This is a genomic window from Paratractidigestivibacter sp., from assembly GCF_052362415.1.
Taxonomy (GTDB): Bacteria; Actinomycetota; Coriobacteriia; order Coriobacteriales; family Atopobiaceae; genus Paratractidigestivibacter.
Window position 1 is genome coordinate 24,083 of record NZ_DAWEMK010000001.1, and the last position, 17,314, is coordinate 41,396.

Genomic DNA, 17,314 nt, shown 5'->3' on the forward strand with positions numbered 1-17,314 from the left:
GTGCGCTTGGCGATGAGCTCGCCCACGAACTCGGCGGCCTCCTTGTTGGAGCCGACCTTGCCGGTGGCGCGGAACTCGGGGTCGAGGGTCGAGGCGGCGCAGAGGGTCCTGCCGGCGACGTCGTCGATGACCTGGGCGTAGATGTGTGCGTTGGTGCGGTGCACGGCGAGGCGCGGACGCTCGGCGGTACCGGAGACCTTGGCGCGGACGCGGCGCTTGCGGCGCGCGAGACCGGCCTGCTTGGCCTGGAACTTGTTCATTCCTTCTCCTTAGACATGCCATCACCTGACAGGGTGATGGGCTTTGGGGTTAAGCGTTACTACTTAGCGGCCTTGCCGAGCTTGCGGCGGATGTGCTCGCCCTCGTAGTGGATACCCTTGCCCTTGTACGGCTCGGGCGGACGCTTCATGCGAATCTCGGCGGCAACCTGGCCGACCTGCTCCTTGGAGATGCCCTGAACGGTGATGTGGGTGTTGTCGGGCACGAGGAAGCTGATGTTCTCGGGGGCCGGGTAGATGACCGGGTGAGAATAGCCGAGGGAGAGGTCGAGGTCCTTGCCCTTGAGCGTGGCGCGGTAGCCGACGCCGGTGAGCTCGAGCTTCTTCTCGAAGCCCTCGGAGACGCCGACGACCATGTTGTGGAGAAGGGTGCGGGTGAGACCCTGCTGCGCGTTGGAGTCGGTGGTGTCGTCGTTGCGGACGACGAGGAGCTCCTCGCCCTCCTCCTTGATGGAGATGAGCTCAGAGAACGTACGGGTCAGCTCGCCCTTGGGGCCCTTGACCGTAACGGTGGTGTTGTCGACTGTCACAGTGACTCCGGCGGGAACCAGGACAGGCTTCTTACCAATACGAGACACGTTAGTCTCCTTCCATTCCTGTCGAGATTTACCAGATGTAGGCGATGACCTCGCCGCCGATGCCGGCCTTGCGGGCATCGCGGTCGCACATCATGCCGCGGGAAGTAGAGATGATGGCGGTGCCGAGGCCACCGAGGACGCGCGGGAGCTTGTCGGCGGTGGAGTAGATGCGCAGGCCCGGCTTGGACACGCGCTTGATGCCGCGGATAACCTTGGCGTGACGGGCACCGTACTTAAGGGTGATGTGAAGGGTCTTCTGGGGCTTGGTGTCCTCGACATCAAAGCCCGCGATGTAACCCTCGGCAAGCATGACGCCCGCGATGGCGACCAGGACCTTCGTGGAAGGCATGGAGACCTCGGCCTTGTTTGCCGAGTTCGCGTTGCGGATGCGCGTCAGCATGTCAGAAACGGGATCGGTAATCTTCATTGGATCCTTTTCTCCTTTGTCAATGATGAACCTGTGCGCTCGGTTCGCCCCCGCCCGTAGCGGGTGCGCCTGGGCGCCAGAGCCCTTTGCGTCCTACCAGCTCGCCTTGCGGACGCCAGGAAGCTCGCCCTTGCTCGCAAGCTCGCGGAAGCACAGACGGCAGAGGCCGAACTTGCGATACACGGAGTGGGGACGCCCACAGCGCTGGCAACGGTTCTGCTTGCGGGTCGAGTACTTCGGCTCGCGCGACGCCTTGACGATCATCGATGTCTTAGCCACAAATCCTCCTTCAGAGAATCCTTGGGGGAACGCACGCGCTCCCCTGCTGCAAATATATTGACTACGCCCTCTTGAACGGGAAGTTGAAGGCGTCGAGAAGCGCCTTGCCCTCCTCGTCGGTCTGGGCGGTGGTCACGATGGTGATGTCCATACCACGGGTGCGGTCGACCTTGTCGAAGTCGATCTCCGGGAAGATGAGCTGTTCGGTGACGCCCATCGAGAAGTTGCCGCGGCCGTCGAAGGACTTCGGGGAGATGCCGCGGAAGTCGCGGATGCGCGGGATGGCGATGCAGATCAGGCGATCGAGGAACTCCCACATGCGGTCGCCGCGCAGGGTGACCTTGGCGCCGATGGGCATGCCCTCACGGAGCTTGAAGGTAGCGATGGACTTGCGGGCGCGGGTGACGAGCGGCTGCTGGCCGGTGATGGCGCGCAGGTCGGCGACGGCTCCGTCGATGGCCTTGGAGTCGGTAGCGGCCTCGCCGACGCCCATGTTCACGACGATCTTCTCGATCTTCGGGATCATCATGACGTTCTTGTAGTTGAACTGCTTCTGGAGCTCGTCACGGACGGTGTTGACGTAGTGCTCCTTGAGACGGGGGGTGTACTTCTCGTCTGCCATTGTTCACTCCTTAGATCATGGGGTTTTAAGCCCGGGGCGTTTGAGCCTCGGACCTCCTTCGGCGTGGCGCGCCTCCGGAGCCGTATAGATGCCTGCGTCCGAGACAGAAAGGTCCCGTCTACAGACGCGATTGTCTATCTTACGCCAATCTCCACAGAACCGTTACCTCAAATACCCCGTCACCCTTCCTGCACAACTCCCCCACGTGCCGGCGACACCCAAGCCCGCCGCCGTCAAGAAGTGCTGGTCGATGGTTGTAACTGCCTCCGATAGCAGAAGGAGCCCCCGGTTTCCCCCAGAAGGCACCCAAGCGCGCAACGAGCGCGCAGCCTTCGAAGGGAAACCGGGGGCTCCCGGTCAGATCCGTCAGCAGATCTTAGAACTCAGCGCCGCACTTCTTGCAGACGCGGATGGCGGTCTTGTGGCCGTCAATCTCGCCCTGCTTGTGGCCGACGCGGGTCGCCTTGCCGCACTTGGGGCAGACGAGCATCACGTTGGAGGCGTCGATCTTGGCCTCCTTCTCGACGAAGCCGCCCTGCTGGTTGGCCGCGGTCGGCTTCTGGGCCTTCTTGGCCACAGCGACGCCCTCGACCTTGACCTTGCCCTCGGAGGGGTAGGCGCGCAGGACCTTGGCCTGGGTGCCCTTGTCCTTACCGGAGATGACCTCGACGAGGTCGTCCTTCTTTACAGACATCTTTGCCACGCTTATTACCTCCTTAGAGCGTCTCAGGCGCGAGCGAGACGATCTTCATGTACTTGTGATCGCGCAGCTCACGAGCGACGGGCCCGAAGATGCGGGTGCCCTTGGGCTCGCCGTCCTTGTTGACCAGGACGCAGGCGTTCTGGTCGAACTTGATGTAGCTGCCGTCCTTGCGACGGTTCTCCTTCTTGGTGCGCACGATGACGCAGCGAACGATGTCGCCCTTCTTCACCGAGCAACCCGGGGTGGCCTCCTGGACAGCGCCGATGATGACGTCGGCAAGGCCGGCGTAACGACGCTTGGAGCCACCAAGGACCTTGATGCACTTGACTCGCTTGGCGCCGGAGTTGTCGGCGACGGCGAGCATGGTCTCCATCTGAATCATGTTGGTGTTCCTCCGAACCTATGCCCTCCCAGAGGTGCGCCCACACGTGCGGCGCACATGGGAAGACGGGGTTTGCAAAAAAGCTTACTTAGCGCGCTCGACGATCTCGAGGAGACGCCAACGCTTGGTCTTGGACAGCGGGCGGGTCTCCATGACGGTGACCTTGTCACCGAGGCCGCACTCGTTGTTCTCGTCGTGAACGTGCAGCTTCTTGGAGATGGTCATCATCTTGCCGTACTTCGGGTGGTGCTTACGGTAGTCGATCTTCACCGTCACGGACTTGTTGCCGGAGATGGAGACGACGACACCGGTGCGAACCTTGCGCGCGTTCCTGTTTTCGGTCTCTGCCATGTCTTACCTCTCCTGCAATCTACTGCTCGACAGCGGACTTCTCCGCTGCGATCTGACGGGCGCGCTGCTCGGTGAGGCAGCGGGCGATGTCCTTCTTGACGTTCTTCACGCGAGCGGTGTTGTCAAGCTGGCTCGTGGCCATCTGGAAACGAAGGTTGAAGAGCTCTGCGCGGCCCTCCTCGACCTTCTTTGCGAGCTCCTCGTCGCTGAGCTCCTTGATGTCCTTGTACTTCATTAGGCTTCCTCCCCGTCCTGCTCGACGGTGCGGGTCACGATCTTGGTCTTGATGGGCAGCTTGTGCTGGGCAAGGCGGAGGGCCTCCTTGGCCGTCTCCTCGGTGACGCCATCAAGCTCGAACATGATGCGGCCCGGCTTGACGACGGCCACCCACTCCTCGGGGTTGCCCTTGCCCTTGCCCATACGGGTGTCGAGCGGCTTCTTGGTGATGGGCTTGTCCGGGAAGATGGTGATCCAGACCTTGCCGCCACGCTTCATGCAGCGGGTCATGGCGATACGGGCGGCCTCGATCTGGCGGTTGGTGATCCAGTGGGCCTCGAGCGCCTGCAGGCCATAGGTACCGAAGTGGAGCTCGGTGTGGCCCTTTGCGTGGCCCTTCATGGAGCCACGCTGAACCTTACGGTGAAGAACACGCTTAGGGGCGAGCATTAACGGGCCCTCCTCTCGTTACGGCCACGGCGAGGACGCGAAGAACCCTCAAGAGCCGGACGCGGGGTCGGCTGACCGGGGAGCTTCTCGCCGAGGTAGATCCAAACCTTGATGCCGCAGGCACCCATGGTGGTGCGGGCGGTGGCGGTGCCGTAATCGATCACGGCACGAAGGGTGTGCAGAGGCACGCGGCCCTCGCGGTACCACTCGCGACGGCCCATCTCGGCGCCGTTGAGGCGGCCGGAGCACTGGATACGGATACCCTTGGCACCGGCCTTACGGGCGGACTGGACGGCCTTGCGCATGGCGCGACGGAAGGCGACGCGCTGCTCGAGCTGCTCAGCGATGGACTGAGCGACGAGGTTGGCGTCGAGCTCAGGGCGCTTGACCTCGATGACGTCGACGTTGACCTGGCCCTTGGAGACCTTGGCAACGCGCTCGAGATCGGTACGCAGGACGTCGATGTCGGCGCCCTTCTTGCCGATGACGATGCCCGGGCGGGCGGTGTAGATGGTGACCTTCACCTTGTCGCCGGCGCGCTCGATGTCGACGCGGGAAACAGCGGCCTTCTCCAGGCGCTTGTTCAGGAACTCGCGGATGGCGAGGTCGTTGCCGAGGTTCTCGGCATAGTTCTTATCGGCGTACCAGCGGGAACGCCACTCCTCGGTAATGCCGAGACGGAAGCCAGTAGGCTGAACCTTGTGACCCATGCTTTCCCTACGCCTCCTTTCGAGGAGCGACGACGACGGTGATGTGGCTCATGCGCTTGTTGATGCGCGAAGCGGAGCCCTTGGCGCGAGGACGGATGCGCTTGAGCGTGGGGCCCTCGTCGACGTAGGCGATCTTGACGTAGAGATCGTCGGCGCGCAGGCCGTTGTTGTTGACGGCGTTGGCGATGGCGGAGCGCAGAACCTTGGAAACGGGCTCGGCGGCGGCGCGGGTGCTGAACTGCAGGACCTCGAGCGCCTTGGCGACGGGGAGGTTGCGGATCATATCGACGACCATACGGGTCTTGCGGGGGGCCATGCGCACGTACTTGGCGGTGGCGCGGACCTCGACGCTGTTGGTGTTGTTAGCCATTTACTACTACTCCCCTACTTTGCCTTGTGACCGCGGAAGGTGCGGGTCGGGGCGAACTCGCCGAGCTTGTGACCGACCATGGACTCGGTGACGTACACCGGCACGTGCTTGCGGCCGTCGTGGACGGCGATGGTGTGGCCGACCATCTCGGGGTAGATCGTAGAGGCGCGCGACCAGGTCTTGATGACGTCCTTGGTGCCGGCCTCGTTCTGAGCGGTGACACGCGCGAGGAGGCGAGTCTCCACGAACGGGCCCTTCTTGAGACTTCTGCTCATACTTTCTTTCTCCTACTACTCGTGTACTACTTGGACTTGCGGCGACGGATGATGAGGCGGTTGCTGGCCTTCTTCGGGTCGCGGGTCTTGTAGCCCTTGGTCGGCTTGCCCCACGGGGTGACGGAAGGACGACCGGAGGTGTGGTTCTTGCCCTCGCCGCCGCCGTGCGGGTGGTCGACCGGGTTCATGACCGTACCACGGACGGTCGGGCGGACGCCCTTCCAGCGGTTGCGGCCGGCCTTGCCGATCACGATGTTGGCGTGCTCGGCGTTGCCGACGACGCCGATGGTCGCGCGGCAGGTGAGCAGGACGCGGCGAAGCTCGGAGGAGGGCATGCGGAGGACGGCGTAGCCGTTGTCCTTGCCCATGAGCTGCACGGAGGTGCCGGCGGAGCGGGCCATAGCAGCGCCCTTGCCGGGCAGGAACTCGACGTTGTGCACGAGGGTGCCGACGGGGATCTCGGAGAGCGGCATGCAGTTGCCGGGCTTGATGTCGACGTCCTTCACGCCGGAGACGACGGTGTCGCCCACGTGGAGGCCCTCAGGGGCGATGATGTAGGCCTTGGCGCCGTCAGCGTAGTGGAGCAGCGCGATGCGGGAGGAGCGGTTCGGGTCGTACTCGATAGCCGCGACCTTGGCGGGCACGTTGTCCTTGAGGCGCTTGAAGTCGATGCGACGATACTGGCGCTTGTGGCCGCCGCCCTGGTGACGGACGGTGACGCGGCCCTGGTTGTTGCGGCCGGCCTTCTTGGGCAGGGGCTCGAGAAGAGACTTCTCGGGCGTGGTCTTGGTGATCTCGGAGAAGTCCGAGACCGTCTGGAAACGCCTGCCGGCGCTCGTCGGCTTGAGGTGCTTGACTGCCATTTGGTTCTTTCCCTTCTTTGTCCGTTGGCCGCCTCGCTCAGGGATTGGCGGGACGACACCGGATTACCACGGTACCGCGCGTATCCATCATGCGCGGCATAGAAGCCCGGCCCCGTCGAGCGGGGCGCGGGCGGAGTGCCAAAGACTACTCGGCGGAAGCCGCAGCCTGGGTGGCGAAGATCTCGATGGACTCACCCTCGGCGACGGTGACGACGGCCTTCTTCCAGGAGCGGGTCATGCCGGCCTGGTAACGGACGCGCTTCATCTTGCCGCGGACGTTCATGGTGTTCACCTTGGTGACGTGCACGTTGAAGATCTTCTCGACGGCGTCGGCGATCTCCTGCTTGCAGGCACCCTTGGCGACCTCGAACGTGTACTTGCCCTGCTCCATGAGGTCGTAGGAACGCTCAGTGACGATCGGGCGGACGATGACGTTGTAGACGGAGTTCATTTACGCGAGCACCTCCCCGAACTTCTTGGCCACATCGGCGGTCAGGACGAGGGCCCTGTTGTCGATGAGCAGACGGCTGGTGGCCTCGACGTCAGCGATGATGGTGACGTTGGCGAGGTTGCGGAACGAGAGGTACGCGTTGATGTTCTCGTCGTCGACAACGACGGTCACGCGCATGTCGTCGGTGATGCCGAGGGCGTGCAGGACGGCCTTGGCCTTCTTGGTCGAGATCTCGGCGAAGTCGAGAGCGTCGACGACGTAGAGCTCGTTGTCGGCGAGCTTGCCGGAGAGCACGGAGCGCATAGCAAGCTTGACCATCTTGTTGTTGGTCTTCTTGTTGTGCGTGCGGGGGGTCGGCCCGAAGACGACGCCGCCGCCGCGCCACTGGGCAGCGCGGATGGAGCCCTGGCGGGCACGGCCGGTGCCCTTCTGGCGGTAAGGCTTGCGGCCGCCGCCGGAGACCTCGTGGCGGTTCTTCACGGAGTGGGTGCCCTGACGCGCGTTGGAGTCCTGGGCGACCACGATCTGGTGGATGACGGGGATGTTCGGCTCGATGCCGTACACGGCGTCGGAGAGCTCGGCCTGCTCGACCTCAGCCCCCTCGACGTTCTTAACGGAAATCTTGGACATTGTGTCCTCCTAGTAGACCTAAAGGTTTGCTTTCTTAGGGGCCCTTAGGCCATGCGGACCTGGACGAGGCCGTTCTTCGCGCCCGGGACAGCGCCCTTGACGAGCATGAGGTTCTGCTCGGCGTCAACGCGGACCAGCTTGAGGTTCTTGACGGTCACGCGCTCGTTGCCCATGTGGCCGTACATGTGCAGGCCCTTGCGGACGCGGGCGGGATAGGCGCACTGGCCGATGGAACCGGGCTTGCGCTGGTTGCGGCAGCCGTGGGTCATAGGACCGCGGGAGAAGTTCCAGCGCTTGACGGTGCCCTGGAAGCCCTTGCCCTTGGAGGTGCCGGTGACGTCGACGGTCTTGACGTCGGAGAAGTCAGCGACAGTGACGACGTCGCCGCACTTGTGCTCCTCGCCGTTCTCGACGCGGACCTCGCGCAGGTACTTCATCGGCTCGACGCCGGCCTTGGCGAAGTGGCCCGCCATAGGCTTGTTGACGTGCTTGGCGCGGATGTCTCCGAAGCCGATCTGGACGGCGTCGTAGCCGTCGGTCGCCTTCGTCTTGACCTGCGAGACGGTGCAGGGGCCAGCCTGGATGACGGTCACGGGGACGACGTTGTCGTTCTCGTCCCAGACCTGGGTCATTCCGAGCTTGCGGCCAAGGATGGTGTTGACCATGCTCTTTCCTTACCTTCGGTGGTCATGGGACCTGTGGGGCACCCTTTGCCCCAACCCCAGCGGACCACAGCCTTTACCTGCTGTTTTGTTCCGAGACACAAGGGTCCCCTAACTTCACAGCTTGTCTACTATACATGCGAAACCCTGCGTTCACAATCTCTACGCAGAAGTTTTTGGGGCTTCTACCTGCGGCTCGAAATTCCCCGCGGCCGGGCGTATCTATGGGTCAGGAGGACGGGACGGGATGGACCGGCGGCGGAGTTGGGCGGCGCGGGCGCTTGCGGCGCACGGGCGGGCGGCGCGGCGGCTTACGGCGCGCGGGCGCGCAGAATCCTCGATTTCCAGTCCCACCGGGCGCACGGACGCGCGTAGAAAGAAGCACCTCCAGCCCATTGAGGGGCTACGCACGGGGGGCGCAGGCGGACGCGCAAAATCCCCGATTCCCAGTTCCGCCGGATGCGCAGGCGCGCAGAAATCAAAACCTCCAGCATTGGGGGTGTTGCGCGCGCAGAAACCCGAACCTCCAGCTCCATTTTGGGGACATGCGCGCAGAAATCCGCGCCTCCAGCCCCGCCTAAAGCATCTACGCGCAGAATCCCCGACGTCCAGCTCGAAGTTTGGGCTGGACGCCGGGGATTCTGCGCGAGGGGCGCTGCGGCTCGGGCGGCAAGCCACATCGCTAGGCGGCAAGCCCCATCGCTGGGTGACAGTCGCTGCCTGCAGCTTCCTGGGACACCTATCAGCCGGTGACAGTCATTGCGTGATGGCTGGCAACGAATGATGTGTGTCCCAAAAAGCCGCACGTGATGACTGTCACCCAGTGACGGTAACTATCGCCCAGTGACGAAGGCCGTCAGCCGGCGACGGCGCGGTCGGAGCCGATGGCGCGGAACTTGGCGTAGCGGCGCGCGACGAGCTCGCCGGGGTCGAGGCGGCCGAGCTCGTCGAAGGCGACGGTGACCTCGCGCATGATGTCGTGGGCGATTTCGGCGTGAGAGAGGCCTAGGTCGTTGACCACCCCGTCGACGAGGCCGAGCTCGCCGAGCTCGGGCGCCGTCAGGCCGAGCGCGTCCGCGGCGTCCTCGGCGCGCTTTGGGTCCTTCCACAGGATGGATGCGCAGGCCTCGGGGCTCACGACGGAGAACGCGGAGCTGCGCAGCATAAGCAGCTTGTCCGCGACGCACAGCGCGAGCGCGCCGCCGCTGCCGCCCTCGCCCGTGATCACGCTGACCACCGGCACCGTGAGGCCGCTCATCTCCACGAGGTCCTGCGCGATGGCGTCGCCCTGGCCGCGCTCCTCGGCACCGATGCCGCAGTACGCGCCGGAGGTGTCCACGAGACAGAGAACCGGCCGAGCGAACTTCTGGGCCTGGCGCATGAGGCGCAGCGCCTTGCGGTAGCCCTCGGGGTGCGCCATGCCGAAGTTGCGGCGCACGCGCTCCTTGGTGGTGGTGCCGCGCTCGATGGCGATGACGGTCATGGGGCGCCCGTCTTTCCAGCCGATGCCCGCGACCACCGCGGCGTCGTCGCCATAGAGGCGGTCCCCGTGCAGCTCGATGAAGCCGTCGAGGCCGCCCTCGATGATCTCGGAGGCGGTGGCGCGCTCCGCCGAGCGCGTGAGCTTGACGACCTCGTAGGCGCTCGCGGGCTCGTCTGCGGCCTTGGCCTTGGGCTTGCCGCCGCGCTTGGCCGCGCGGCCCGTCGCCCCGCCACCGACCCCCAGCCCGACGAGCGAGTGCGGGGAACCCGCCGTCGGCGCCTCACCGGCGTGCAGCGAGAGAAGCTCCCCCAGCACGGCGGGCAGGTCCTTGCGCTCCACGATCGCGTCGCAGAAGCCGTGCTCGAGCAGGAACTCCGAGCGCTGGAACCCCGCGGGGAGCTTTTTCCTCGCGGTCTGCTCGATCACGCGCGGGCCTGCGAAGGCGACGAGCGCCCCGGGCTCCGCCAGGGTGATGTCGCCTTCCATGGCGAAGCTCGCCGTGACGCCGCCGGTCGTGGGGTCGGTCAGCACACATATATAAAGAAGCCCCGCCTCAGAGTGGCGGCGCACCGCCGCGGACACCTTGGCCATCTGCATAAGGGAGGTCACGCCCTCCTGCATGCGCGCTCCGCCCGACACGGTGAAGCCCACGACGGGCAGGCCGGCCTCGGTCGCCTTCTCGAACACGCAGCAGATCTTCTCGCCGACGACCGAGCCCATCGACCCCATCATGAAGCCGGCGTCCATAAAGAAGAGCGCGCACTCGCGCCCGCCGATACGCCCGCGGCCGCAGACCACGGCGTCGTTCTCGCGCGAGGACTCGCGGGCCGCCTCGAGCTTCTGGGGGTAGCCCGGGAAGCCGAGGAAATCGGTCGCGCGCAGCCCGGCGTCCCACTCCTCGAAGCTGCCGGCATCCACGGTCATGCGCATGCGGGCACGGCCGGAAACGCGCAGGTGCTTGCCGCAGCGAGGGCAGACCTCGAGGTTCTCGCGGAGCTTCTCCTCGTCGATGGCGCGGCGGCAGCCCGGGCACTTGACGAGCACGTGGCGGGCGGGGAACTCGGCGCAGACCTCGGTCATGGGCCCCTCGAGCGCGTTCATCGCATGGCCGATCCTATTGCTCAGCATAGATGTGCTCCATCAGGTTCGTGTGGTAGTTGCCGGAGAGGAACTCCTCGTTGCCGAGGATCCGCAGCTGGAGGTCGCTGTTCTCCTGGACACCCTCGATCACGAGCTCACCCAAGGCCGAGCGCATCTTCCTCACGGCGCCGTCGCGCGTGGGCGAGCAGACGATGACCTTGGCGAGCATCGAGTCGTAGTACGGCGGCACCGAGGCGCCCGGGAACAGCGCGGAGTCGAAGCGCACGCGCGGGCCGCCGGGCACGTGCAGCATCGTGACGGTCCCGCAAGACGGCAAGAAGTCCGGGGTCTCGGCATTGATGCGGCACTCCATGGCGTGGTTGCGCACGGGGACGTCCTCGCTCGTGAAGGGCAGCGGCTGGCCGGCGGCAACGCGCAGCTGCCATTTGACGAGGTCGACGTCGGTGACGAACTCCGTCACGGGGTGCTCGACCTGCAGGCGGGTGTTCATCTCCATGAAGTAGAAGTTGCCGTCGTCGGTGTAGAGGAACTCGATGGTGCCGGCGCCCTCGTAGCCGACGGCGCGCGCGAGGTCGCGGGCGGCGCGGTGCATGCGCTCGCGGACGTCGTCGCGGCCCTCGAGGCAGGGCGCGGGGCTCTCCTCGATGAGCTTCTGGTTGCGGCGCTGCACGGAGCACTCGCGCTCGCCGAGCGAGTAAACGTTGCCCTGCTTGTCCGCCATGATCTGGACCTCGACGTGGTGGGCCGGCGAGACGAACTTCTCCATGTAGCACTCGCCGTCGCCGAAGACGGTCTCGGCCTCGGTGTGGGCCTCGACGAAGGCGCGCGCGGCGGCCTCCACGCGCTCGACCTTGCGGATGCCGCGGCCGCCGCCGCCCGAGCGGGCCTTGATGAGCACGGGGCAGCCGATGCGACGGGCCTCGCGCTCGGCCTCCTCGGGACTGGTCAAGAGGTCGCAGCCGGGGACGACGGGAACGCCCGCGGCCTTGGCCGTGCGGCGGGCGGCGTCTTTGTCGCCCATACGGCTGATGACGTCGGCAGAGGGGCCGATGAAGGCCAAGCCGCACTTCTCGCACTCGCGGACGAAGCCGGCGTTTTCCGAGAAGAACCCGTAGCCGGGGTGGATGGCCTTGGCGCCGGACTTGACGGCGCAGGTGAGCACCGCGTCCTCGTTGAGGTAGCTCTCGGCCAGGCGGGAGCCGCCGATGCAGTAGGCCTCGTCGGCCAGGCGCACGTGGAGCGCCTCGGCATCGGCGGGCGAGTAGACGGCGACGGTGCGGACGCCCATGTCGCGGCAGGCGCGGATCACGCGGACGGCGACCTCGCCGCGGTTTGCGACCAGGATCTTATCGAACATGTGAGGTCTCCCCTACCTGCGATTTTCCGGGTTGGCGGCGCCGGCGGGCGCGGGCGCGGCGGACGCGGGCGAGCCGGCGGGCGCGGCAGCGCTCCCCTGCCCCGCGGACGCCTTGCCCCCGTCCACGAGCGCGAACGACATGCTCGCCGTGCAGCAGACCTCGCCGCCCACGCTCGCGGTGCCCTCGCAGAAGCGGAACGGCCCGCGAGCACGGGTCACCTTGCAGCGGAGCTCGACGGTGTCGCCGGGGCGGACCGGGCGCTTGAAGCGGACCTTGTCGAGGCTCGTGTAGAACGGCGTGCCTCCGGCGCGGAGCTCGTCGGCAAAGAGCACGCAGCAGTTCTGGGCGAGCATCTCGCACTGGATCACGCCGGGCACCACGGGGTTGCCGGGGAAGTGGCCCTGCAGGAAGAACTCGTCGCCCTTGATGGTCAGCCGTCCCGCGGCCTCGTCGCCCTTGAGCTCGACCTCGTCGAGCAGCAGCATCGGCTCGCGGTGGGGCAGGATGCCCTTGATCTCTTCTTTGTTCATGCTCGCCCCCTAGCCGATGGTCATGAGGCAGCCGCCGTACTCGACGAGCTCGCCGTCCTTGGCGTTGATGGAGAGAACCTCGCCGTCGGCCTCGGCCGCGACCTCGTTCATGACCTTCATCGCCTCGATGATGCAGAGGGTCTCGCCCTTGCGGACCTTGGAGCCCACGTGGACGAAGGGGTCGGCGCCGGGCGCCGGGGAGGCGTAGTAGACGCCGACCATCGGGGCCTTGACCTCGGTGCCGGCGGGCTCTGCGGGCTCGGGCTCCGCTTCGGCGGCAGGGGCCTGCGCAGCCGCGGCCTCGGGGGCCGCCGCGGGGACGGCCGCGCCGGCGGCGAGAAGCGCCTCGGCGCTCACGGCCTGCGGCGCCACGACGACGGGCGCCGGTGCCTGCGCCGCCCCGCGCTCAAGCTCGAAGGCGGAGCCGTCGGGCTCCTCGACGCGGACGCGGGTGAGCCCGCGGTCCTCCATGACGTCGGCGATCTGGGCGATCTTGTTCGAATCCATGCTTATGCCTCCTTGGCGGCGCGGAGCGCTATGCACGCGTTGTGCCCACCGAAGCCGAGGTTTGTCGAGAGGGCCCAGGTGAGCTCGCAGGCGCGGGCCTCGTTGGGTGTGTAGTCCAGGTCGCACGCCGGATCGGGCGTGCGGTAGTTGATGGTCGGGGGCACGACGCCGTCGCGCAGAGCGAGGGCGCAGGCCATGACCTCGGCGGCGCCCGTCGCGCCGATCATGTGGCCGGTCATCGACTTGGTCGAGCTCACGTGGGCCGCGCGGGCGGCGTCCTCGCCGAGGGCGCGCTTGAAGCCGAGCGTCTCGGACGAGTCGTTGAGCTTGGTCGAGGTGCCGTGGGCATTGATGTAGAGGCCCTCCTCGGGGCGGACGCCGCCCTCGGCCACGGCGAGCTCGACGGCGCGGGCGATTCCGGCGGCCTCGGGGTCCGGGCTCGTGATGTGGTGGGCGTCGTCGGTGTTGCCGTAGCCGACGACCTCGGCGTAGATCCTCGCTCCGCGGGCGACGGCGTGCTCCCACTGCTCGAGGACGAGCACGCAGCCGCCCTCGCCCATGACGAAGCCGTCGCGGTCCGCGTCGAAGGGACGGCAGGCGGTCTGGGGGTCGGGGTTCGTGGTGAGCGCGCGGCAGGCCGTGAAGCCGGCGATGACCTCGGGGATGATGGCCGCCTCGGCGCCGCCGGCCAGGATGGCGTCGGCATAGCCGTGCTTGACGGCGCGGAACGCCTCGCCGACCGCGTGGGCCGAGGTCGCGCAGGCCGTGACCACGGGCAGGGTCGGGCCCTGGGCCTTCTGGCGGATGGCGATGTTGCCGGAGGCCATGTTCGGGATCATCATGGCGACGAGGTACGGGGAGGCGCGACGCAGCCCCTTCTTTTCCATGAGGTGGACCTGGTCGGTGTAGGTCTCGACCCCGCCGATGCCCGAGCCCACGTAGACGCCCAGGCGCTCGCGGTCGATCGCGCCCTCGGCGTCGAGACCGGAGTCGGCCATCGCCTCGTCGGAGGCGGCCATCGCGAGCTGCACGCAGCGGTCGAGGTGGCGCGCCTCACGGCGGCCGAAGTACGCCTCGCCGTCGAAGCCCTTGACCTCGGCGGCCACCTGGACCGCGAACCCCTCCGCGTCGAAGCGCGTGATGGGGCCGATGCCGCAGCGGCCCGCGCGCATGGCCTCCCAGGTCTCGGCCGCGGTGTTGCCCAGCGGCGTGACGGCGCCGATGCCGGTGATCGCCACCCTGTGTTCCATCGTCATCTCCCAACCGGGCCGGACGTGCGCCGGCCCCTCTTTACATCGCCATTCCGCCGTCCACGCGGACGACCTCGCCCGTCACGTACGCCGCGGCGTTGCTCACCAGGAAGCGGACGACGGCCGCCACCTCGGAGGGGTCGGCCAGGCGCCCCAGGGGGATCTGCCCCTCGTAGCGCTCGACGACCTGCTCGGGCAGCGCGGCGGTCATGTCCGTCCTCACGAAACCGGGGGCCACGGCGTTGACGGTCACGCCGCGGGGCGCGAGCTCGCGGGCCACCGACTTGGTGAGGCCGATGAGCCCCGCCTTCGAGGCGGCGTAGTTCGCCTGGCCCGCGTTGCCCATGAGGCCCACCACCGACGACATGTTCACGACGCGGCCGCCGCGCTGGCGCATGAACGCCCTCGTGAGGGCGCGCGTCATGTTGAACGCGCCGGTGAGGTTCACGCCGACGACGCGCTCGAAGTCCTCGTCCTTCATGCGGACAAGAAGCCCGTCGCGCGTGACGCCCGCGTTGTTCACGAGCGCCCAGACGGCGCCGAAGTCGTCGAGGACCGCGCCGACGGTGGCCTTGACCTCATCGGCGCTCGCCACGTCGCAGCGGTACGCGCGGGCGGTCGCGCCGGCTGCCTCGCAGGCGGCGACGGCCTCGGCGGCCGCCTCGGCGTTGCCGGCATAGACGAGCGCAAGGTCGAAGCCGTCGGCGGCGAGGCCCTCGGCCACGGCGCGGCCGATGCCGCGCGACGCGCCGGTGACGAGCGCCACGCGGCGCGAGGCGTCGCGGGACAGGAGCCCTTCTTTACTACTCGGCATCGCGGGCGCCTCCCTTCGCAGCGAGCGCAGCCACGGCCTCGTCGAGTTCCTCGGGGGTCTCGACGTGGTAGAGGCGCGTGCCCTCGAGCGTGCGCTTGACGAGGCCGGTGAGGGTCTTGCCGGGGCCGACCTCCACGAAGGCATCGACGCCGGCGTCGGCCATGGCGCGGACCGTTTCGGTCCAGCGCACCGGGTTCGCGACCTGCGCGGAGAGGAGCTCCGAGGCGGCCGCGGGATCGGCCGGGTACGGGCGCGCCGTGCGGTTTGCCAGCACGGGCACGCGGGTCGCGGCGGGCGCATGGCCCTGCGCGAGGTAGTCGGAGAGGCCGCGGGCGGCGTCCGCCATGTACGGGCTGTGGAACGCGCCGGACACGGCGACCTTCATCGCGCGGCCGCCCGCCTCGTGCACGAGCTCGTCGAGCTTGGCGCAGGCCGCGGGCGAGCCCGCCACGACGGTCTGCAGCGGGCTGTTGTAGTTCACGGGCCAGCAGTCGCCGTCGGTCGCGGCCGCCGACTCGGCGGCGAGCTTCTCGACCTGCGCGGCATCGAGCTTGACCACGGCGCGCATGGCGCCGGGGCGCTCTGCCGCGGCGTCGGCCATGAGCTCGGCGCGGCGGCACACGAGCCTGAAGCCGTCCTCGTCGGAGAAGGCGCCGGCGAAGGTAAGCGCCGCCACCTCTCCCAGCGAGAAGCCCGCGACAAGGTCCGGCTCCACGCCGCGCTCCGCGAGCGCGCGGGCGCAGGCGAGGTCGACGGCATAGACGCAGGGCTGGGTGTTCGCCGTCTGGGCGAGCTCTTCCTTGGTGCCCCCGAAGCACTGCGCGGACGTGCCCGACCGCGCGGCGTCAGCGGCGTCGAAGACCGCGCGCGCGGCAGGCGACGCCGCGGCGAGCTCCTTGCCCATGCCAGGGCGCTGGGAGCCCTGCCCCGCAAACAGGAACGCTACTTTACCCATGTGCCCGCCCCCGCGAGAACGCGCTCGGCGCCGTCGACGAGGTCGTCGACGATGGCCGCGGCGCTCTGGCGCTCGTGGACCATGCCCGCGACCTGACCACACAGGAAGGAACCGCCCGCGACGTCGCCGTCCTTGGCTGCCCGGCGCAGCGCGCCGGTGCCGAACTCGGCGAGCTTCTCGGGGGAAGCGCCCTCGGCCTCGAGCTTGGCGTACTCGTTCGTGAAGGGCGTCTTGAGCGCGCGGACGGGGTGTCCCGTGGAGCGGCCCGTCGCGCGGGTCGAGATGTCCTTGGCCTTGAGCACGAGCTCCTTGTACGGCTCGGAGACGGTGCACTCGTCGGCCACGAGGAAGCGCGTGCCCACCTGGACGCCCTGGGCGCCCAGCATGAGGGCCGCCGCCACGCCGCGGCCGTCGGCGATGCCGCCCGCCGCGACGACGGGGATGTCCACCGCGTCGACGACCTGCGGGACGAGCACCATCGTGGTGAGCTCGCCGATGTGGCCGCCGGACTCGGTGCCCTCGGCCACGACGGCGGTCGCACCGGCGCGGGCGACGAGCTTGGCGAGCGCCACGGAGGCGACGACCGGGACGACCTTGATGCCGGCGGCGATCCACGCCTTCATGTACTTGCGCGGGTTGCCGGCGCCGGTGACGACGACCGGGACCTTCTCGTCGATGACGACCTGGGCGACCTCGTCAGCGAAGGGGCTCATGAGCATAACGTTCACGCCGAAGGGCTTGCTCGTGCGGCGGCGCAGCTCGTGGATCTGGTCGCGGAGCCAGTCAGCGTTCGCGTTCATCGCGGCGATGATGCCCAGGCCACCGGCCTCGGACACGGCCGCGGCCAGAGAGGCGTCGGCGATCCACGCCATACCGCCCTGGAACACGGGCTTTTGGATCCCGAGGGCGTCGCAAAGAGGGGTCTTCAGCATGGCTACTTCTCCAGCTGGGCCTCGACGAGCTCGACGAACTCGCCGACGGTCGCGGGGGTCGCGTCCTGGTCGATCTCGATGTCGAACTCGTCCTCGCAGGCGACGACGACCTCGACGGTCGCGAGGCTGTCGAGGCC

The 17,314-nt window shown here is 67.5% G+C and carries 25 protein-coding genes; all 25 read right to left on the reverse strand.

What is annotated here, in order from left to right; all coding sequences use genetic code 11:
- On the reverse strand, nt 1-260 hold a 260-nt coding region (locus ACT84W_RS00155), incomplete at its 3' end, for a 50S ribosomal protein L18 (RefSeq protein WP_444327818.1).
- A gap of 59 nt (nt 261-319) precedes the next feature.
- Entirely contained in the window at nt 320-856 is a 537-nt protein-coding gene (rplF, locus tag ACT84W_RS00160; RefSeq protein ID WP_417575013.1) for a 50S ribosomal protein L6, read from the reverse strand.
- 28 nt (nt 857-884) lie between these two features.
- Entirely contained in the window at nt 885-1,283 is a 399-nt protein-coding gene (rpsH, locus tag ACT84W_RS00165; RefSeq protein ID WP_417575014.1) for a 30S ribosomal protein S8, read from the reverse strand.
- A 93-nt stretch (nt 1,284-1,376) separates the two neighbouring features.
- Nucleotides 1,377-1,562 (reverse strand): type Z 30S ribosomal protein S14, encoded by a 186-nt coding sequence (locus ACT84W_RS00170; protein ID WP_417575015.1) that lies wholly within the window; start codon nt 1,560-1,562, stop codon nt 1,377-1,379.
- Nucleotides 1,563-1,623: 61 nt separating this feature from the next.
- Nucleotides 1,624-2,184, reverse strand: a complete 561-nt coding sequence (rplE, locus tag ACT84W_RS00175; RefSeq protein WP_417575016.1) for a 50S ribosomal protein L5 — start codon at nt 2,182-2,184, stop codon at nt 1,624-1,626.
- A gap of 376 nt (nt 2,185-2,560) precedes the next feature.
- Nucleotides 2,561-2,878 (reverse strand): 50S ribosomal protein L24, encoded by a 318-nt coding sequence (gene rplX, locus ACT84W_RS00180; protein ID WP_417575029.1) that lies wholly within the window; start codon nt 2,876-2,878, stop codon nt 2,561-2,563.
- 22 nt (nt 2,879-2,900) lie between these two features.
- Nucleotides 2,901-3,269, reverse strand: a complete 369-nt coding sequence (gene rplN / locus ACT84W_RS00185) for a 50S ribosomal protein L14 (RefSeq protein ID WP_444327819.1) — start codon at nt 3,267-3,269, stop codon at nt 2,901-2,903.
- Nucleotides 3,270-3,353: 84 nt separating this feature from the next.
- The gene (gene rpsQ, locus ACT84W_RS00190) at nt 3,354-3,620 is read right to left on the reverse strand and encodes a 30S ribosomal protein S17 (protein WP_417575018.1); all 267 of its coding nucleotides are present in this window, start codon (nt 3,618-3,620) and stop codon (nt 3,354-3,356) included.
- Between the two features lie 19 nt (nt 3,621-3,639).
- Nucleotides 3,640-3,855, reverse strand: a complete 216-nt coding sequence (rpmC, locus tag ACT84W_RS00195) for a 50S ribosomal protein L29 (RefSeq protein WP_417575019.1) — start codon at nt 3,853-3,855, stop codon at nt 3,640-3,642.
- Complete coding sequence (gene rplP / locus ACT84W_RS00200; RefSeq protein WP_417575020.1) at nt 3,855-4,286, reverse strand: 50S ribosomal protein L16; 432 nt, start codon at nt 4,284-4,286, stop codon at nt 3,855-3,857. Before rplP ends, rpmC begins: the two co-directional genes overlap by 1 nt.
- Nucleotides 4,286-4,996, reverse strand: coding sequence for a 30S ribosomal protein S3 (gene rpsC / locus ACT84W_RS00205; RefSeq protein WP_417575021.1), 711 nt, complete (start codon nt 4,994-4,996; stop codon nt 4,286-4,288). Before rpsC ends, rplP begins: the two co-directional genes overlap by 1 nt.
- Before the next feature lie 7 nt (nt 4,997-5,003).
- Nucleotides 5,004-5,366, reverse strand: a complete 363-nt coding sequence (rplV, locus tag ACT84W_RS00210; protein WP_417575022.1) for a 50S ribosomal protein L22 — start codon at nt 5,364-5,366, stop codon at nt 5,004-5,006.
- Nucleotides 5,367-5,380: 14 nt separating this feature from the next.
- Nucleotides 5,381-5,641 carry a 30S ribosomal protein S19 gene (gene rpsS / locus ACT84W_RS00215; protein WP_417575023.1) on the reverse strand — a complete coding sequence of 87 codons (261 nt, stop codon included), beginning with the start codon at nt 5,639-5,641 and terminating at the stop codon, nt 5,381-5,383.
- A 26-nt stretch (nt 5,642-5,667) separates the two neighbouring features.
- Nucleotides 5,668-6,504 (reverse strand): 50S ribosomal protein L2, encoded by an 837-nt coding sequence (gene rplB, locus ACT84W_RS00220; RefSeq protein WP_417575024.1) that lies wholly within the window; start codon nt 6,502-6,504, stop codon nt 5,668-5,670.
- A 145-nt stretch (nt 6,505-6,649) separates the two neighbouring features.
- On the reverse strand, nt 6,650-6,955 hold the full coding sequence (gene rplW / locus ACT84W_RS00225) for a 50S ribosomal protein L23 (RefSeq protein ID WP_417575025.1): 306 nt from the start codon (nt 6,953-6,955) through the stop codon (nt 6,650-6,652).
- On the reverse strand, nt 6,956-7,585 hold the full coding sequence (rplD, locus tag ACT84W_RS00230) for a 50S ribosomal protein L4 (RefSeq protein WP_417575026.1): 630 nt from the start codon (nt 7,583-7,585) through the stop codon (nt 6,956-6,958).
- A gap of 44 nt (nt 7,586-7,629) precedes the next feature.
- Entirely contained in the window at nt 7,630-8,250 is a 621-nt protein-coding gene (rplC, locus tag ACT84W_RS00235) for a 50S ribosomal protein L3 (protein ID WP_417575027.1), read from the reverse strand.
- Between the two features lie 853 nt (nt 8,251-9,103).
- The gene (accD, locus tag ACT84W_RS00240; RefSeq protein ID WP_444327820.1) at nt 9,104-10,858 is read right to left on the reverse strand and encodes an acetyl-CoA carboxylase, carboxyltransferase subunit beta; all 1,755 of its coding nucleotides are present in this window, start codon (nt 10,856-10,858) and stop codon (nt 9,104-9,106) included.
- The gene (locus tag ACT84W_RS00245; protein ID WP_444327821.1) at nt 10,845-12,188 is read right to left on the reverse strand and encodes an acetyl-CoA carboxylase biotin carboxylase subunit; all 1,344 of its coding nucleotides are present in this window, start codon (nt 12,186-12,188) and stop codon (nt 10,845-10,847) included. The genes accD and ACT84W_RS00245 overlap by 14 nt, the downstream gene beginning before the upstream one ends.
- A 12-nt stretch (nt 12,189-12,200) precedes the next feature.
- On the reverse strand, nt 12,201-12,719 hold the full coding sequence (fabZ, locus tag ACT84W_RS00250) for a 3-hydroxyacyl-ACP dehydratase FabZ (RefSeq protein WP_432291240.1): 519 nt from the start codon (nt 12,717-12,719) through the stop codon (nt 12,201-12,203).
- A gap of 9 nt (nt 12,720-12,728) precedes the next feature.
- Nucleotides 12,729-13,226: an acetyl-CoA carboxylase biotin carboxyl carrier protein gene (accB, locus tag ACT84W_RS00255; protein WP_417575991.1), complete on the reverse strand. Its 498-nt coding sequence runs from the start codon at nt 13,224-13,226 to the stop codon at nt 12,729-12,731.
- Nucleotides 13,227-13,228: 2 nt separating this feature from the next.
- Entirely contained in the window at nt 13,229-14,476 is a 1,248-nt protein-coding gene (fabF, locus tag ACT84W_RS00260; protein ID WP_444327822.1) for a beta-ketoacyl-ACP synthase II, read from the reverse strand.
- A 40-nt stretch (nt 14,477-14,516) separates the two neighbouring features.
- Entirely contained in the window at nt 14,517-15,290 is a 774-nt protein-coding gene (fabG, locus tag ACT84W_RS00265) for a 3-oxoacyl-[acyl-carrier-protein] reductase (RefSeq protein WP_432291238.1), read from the reverse strand.
- Nucleotides 15,280-16,245, reverse strand: coding sequence for an ACP S-malonyltransferase (gene fabD / locus ACT84W_RS00270; protein ID WP_417575988.1), 966 nt, complete (start codon nt 16,243-16,245; stop codon nt 15,280-15,282). Before fabD ends, fabG begins: the two co-directional genes overlap by 11 nt.
- Nucleotides 16,233-17,177, reverse strand: a complete 945-nt coding sequence (fabK, locus tag ACT84W_RS00275; protein ID WP_432291236.1) for an enoyl-[acyl-carrier-protein] reductase FabK — start codon at nt 17,175-17,177, stop codon at nt 16,233-16,235. Before fabK ends, fabD begins: the two co-directional genes overlap by 13 nt.
- Nucleotides 17,178-17,314: the final 137 nt, after the last annotated feature.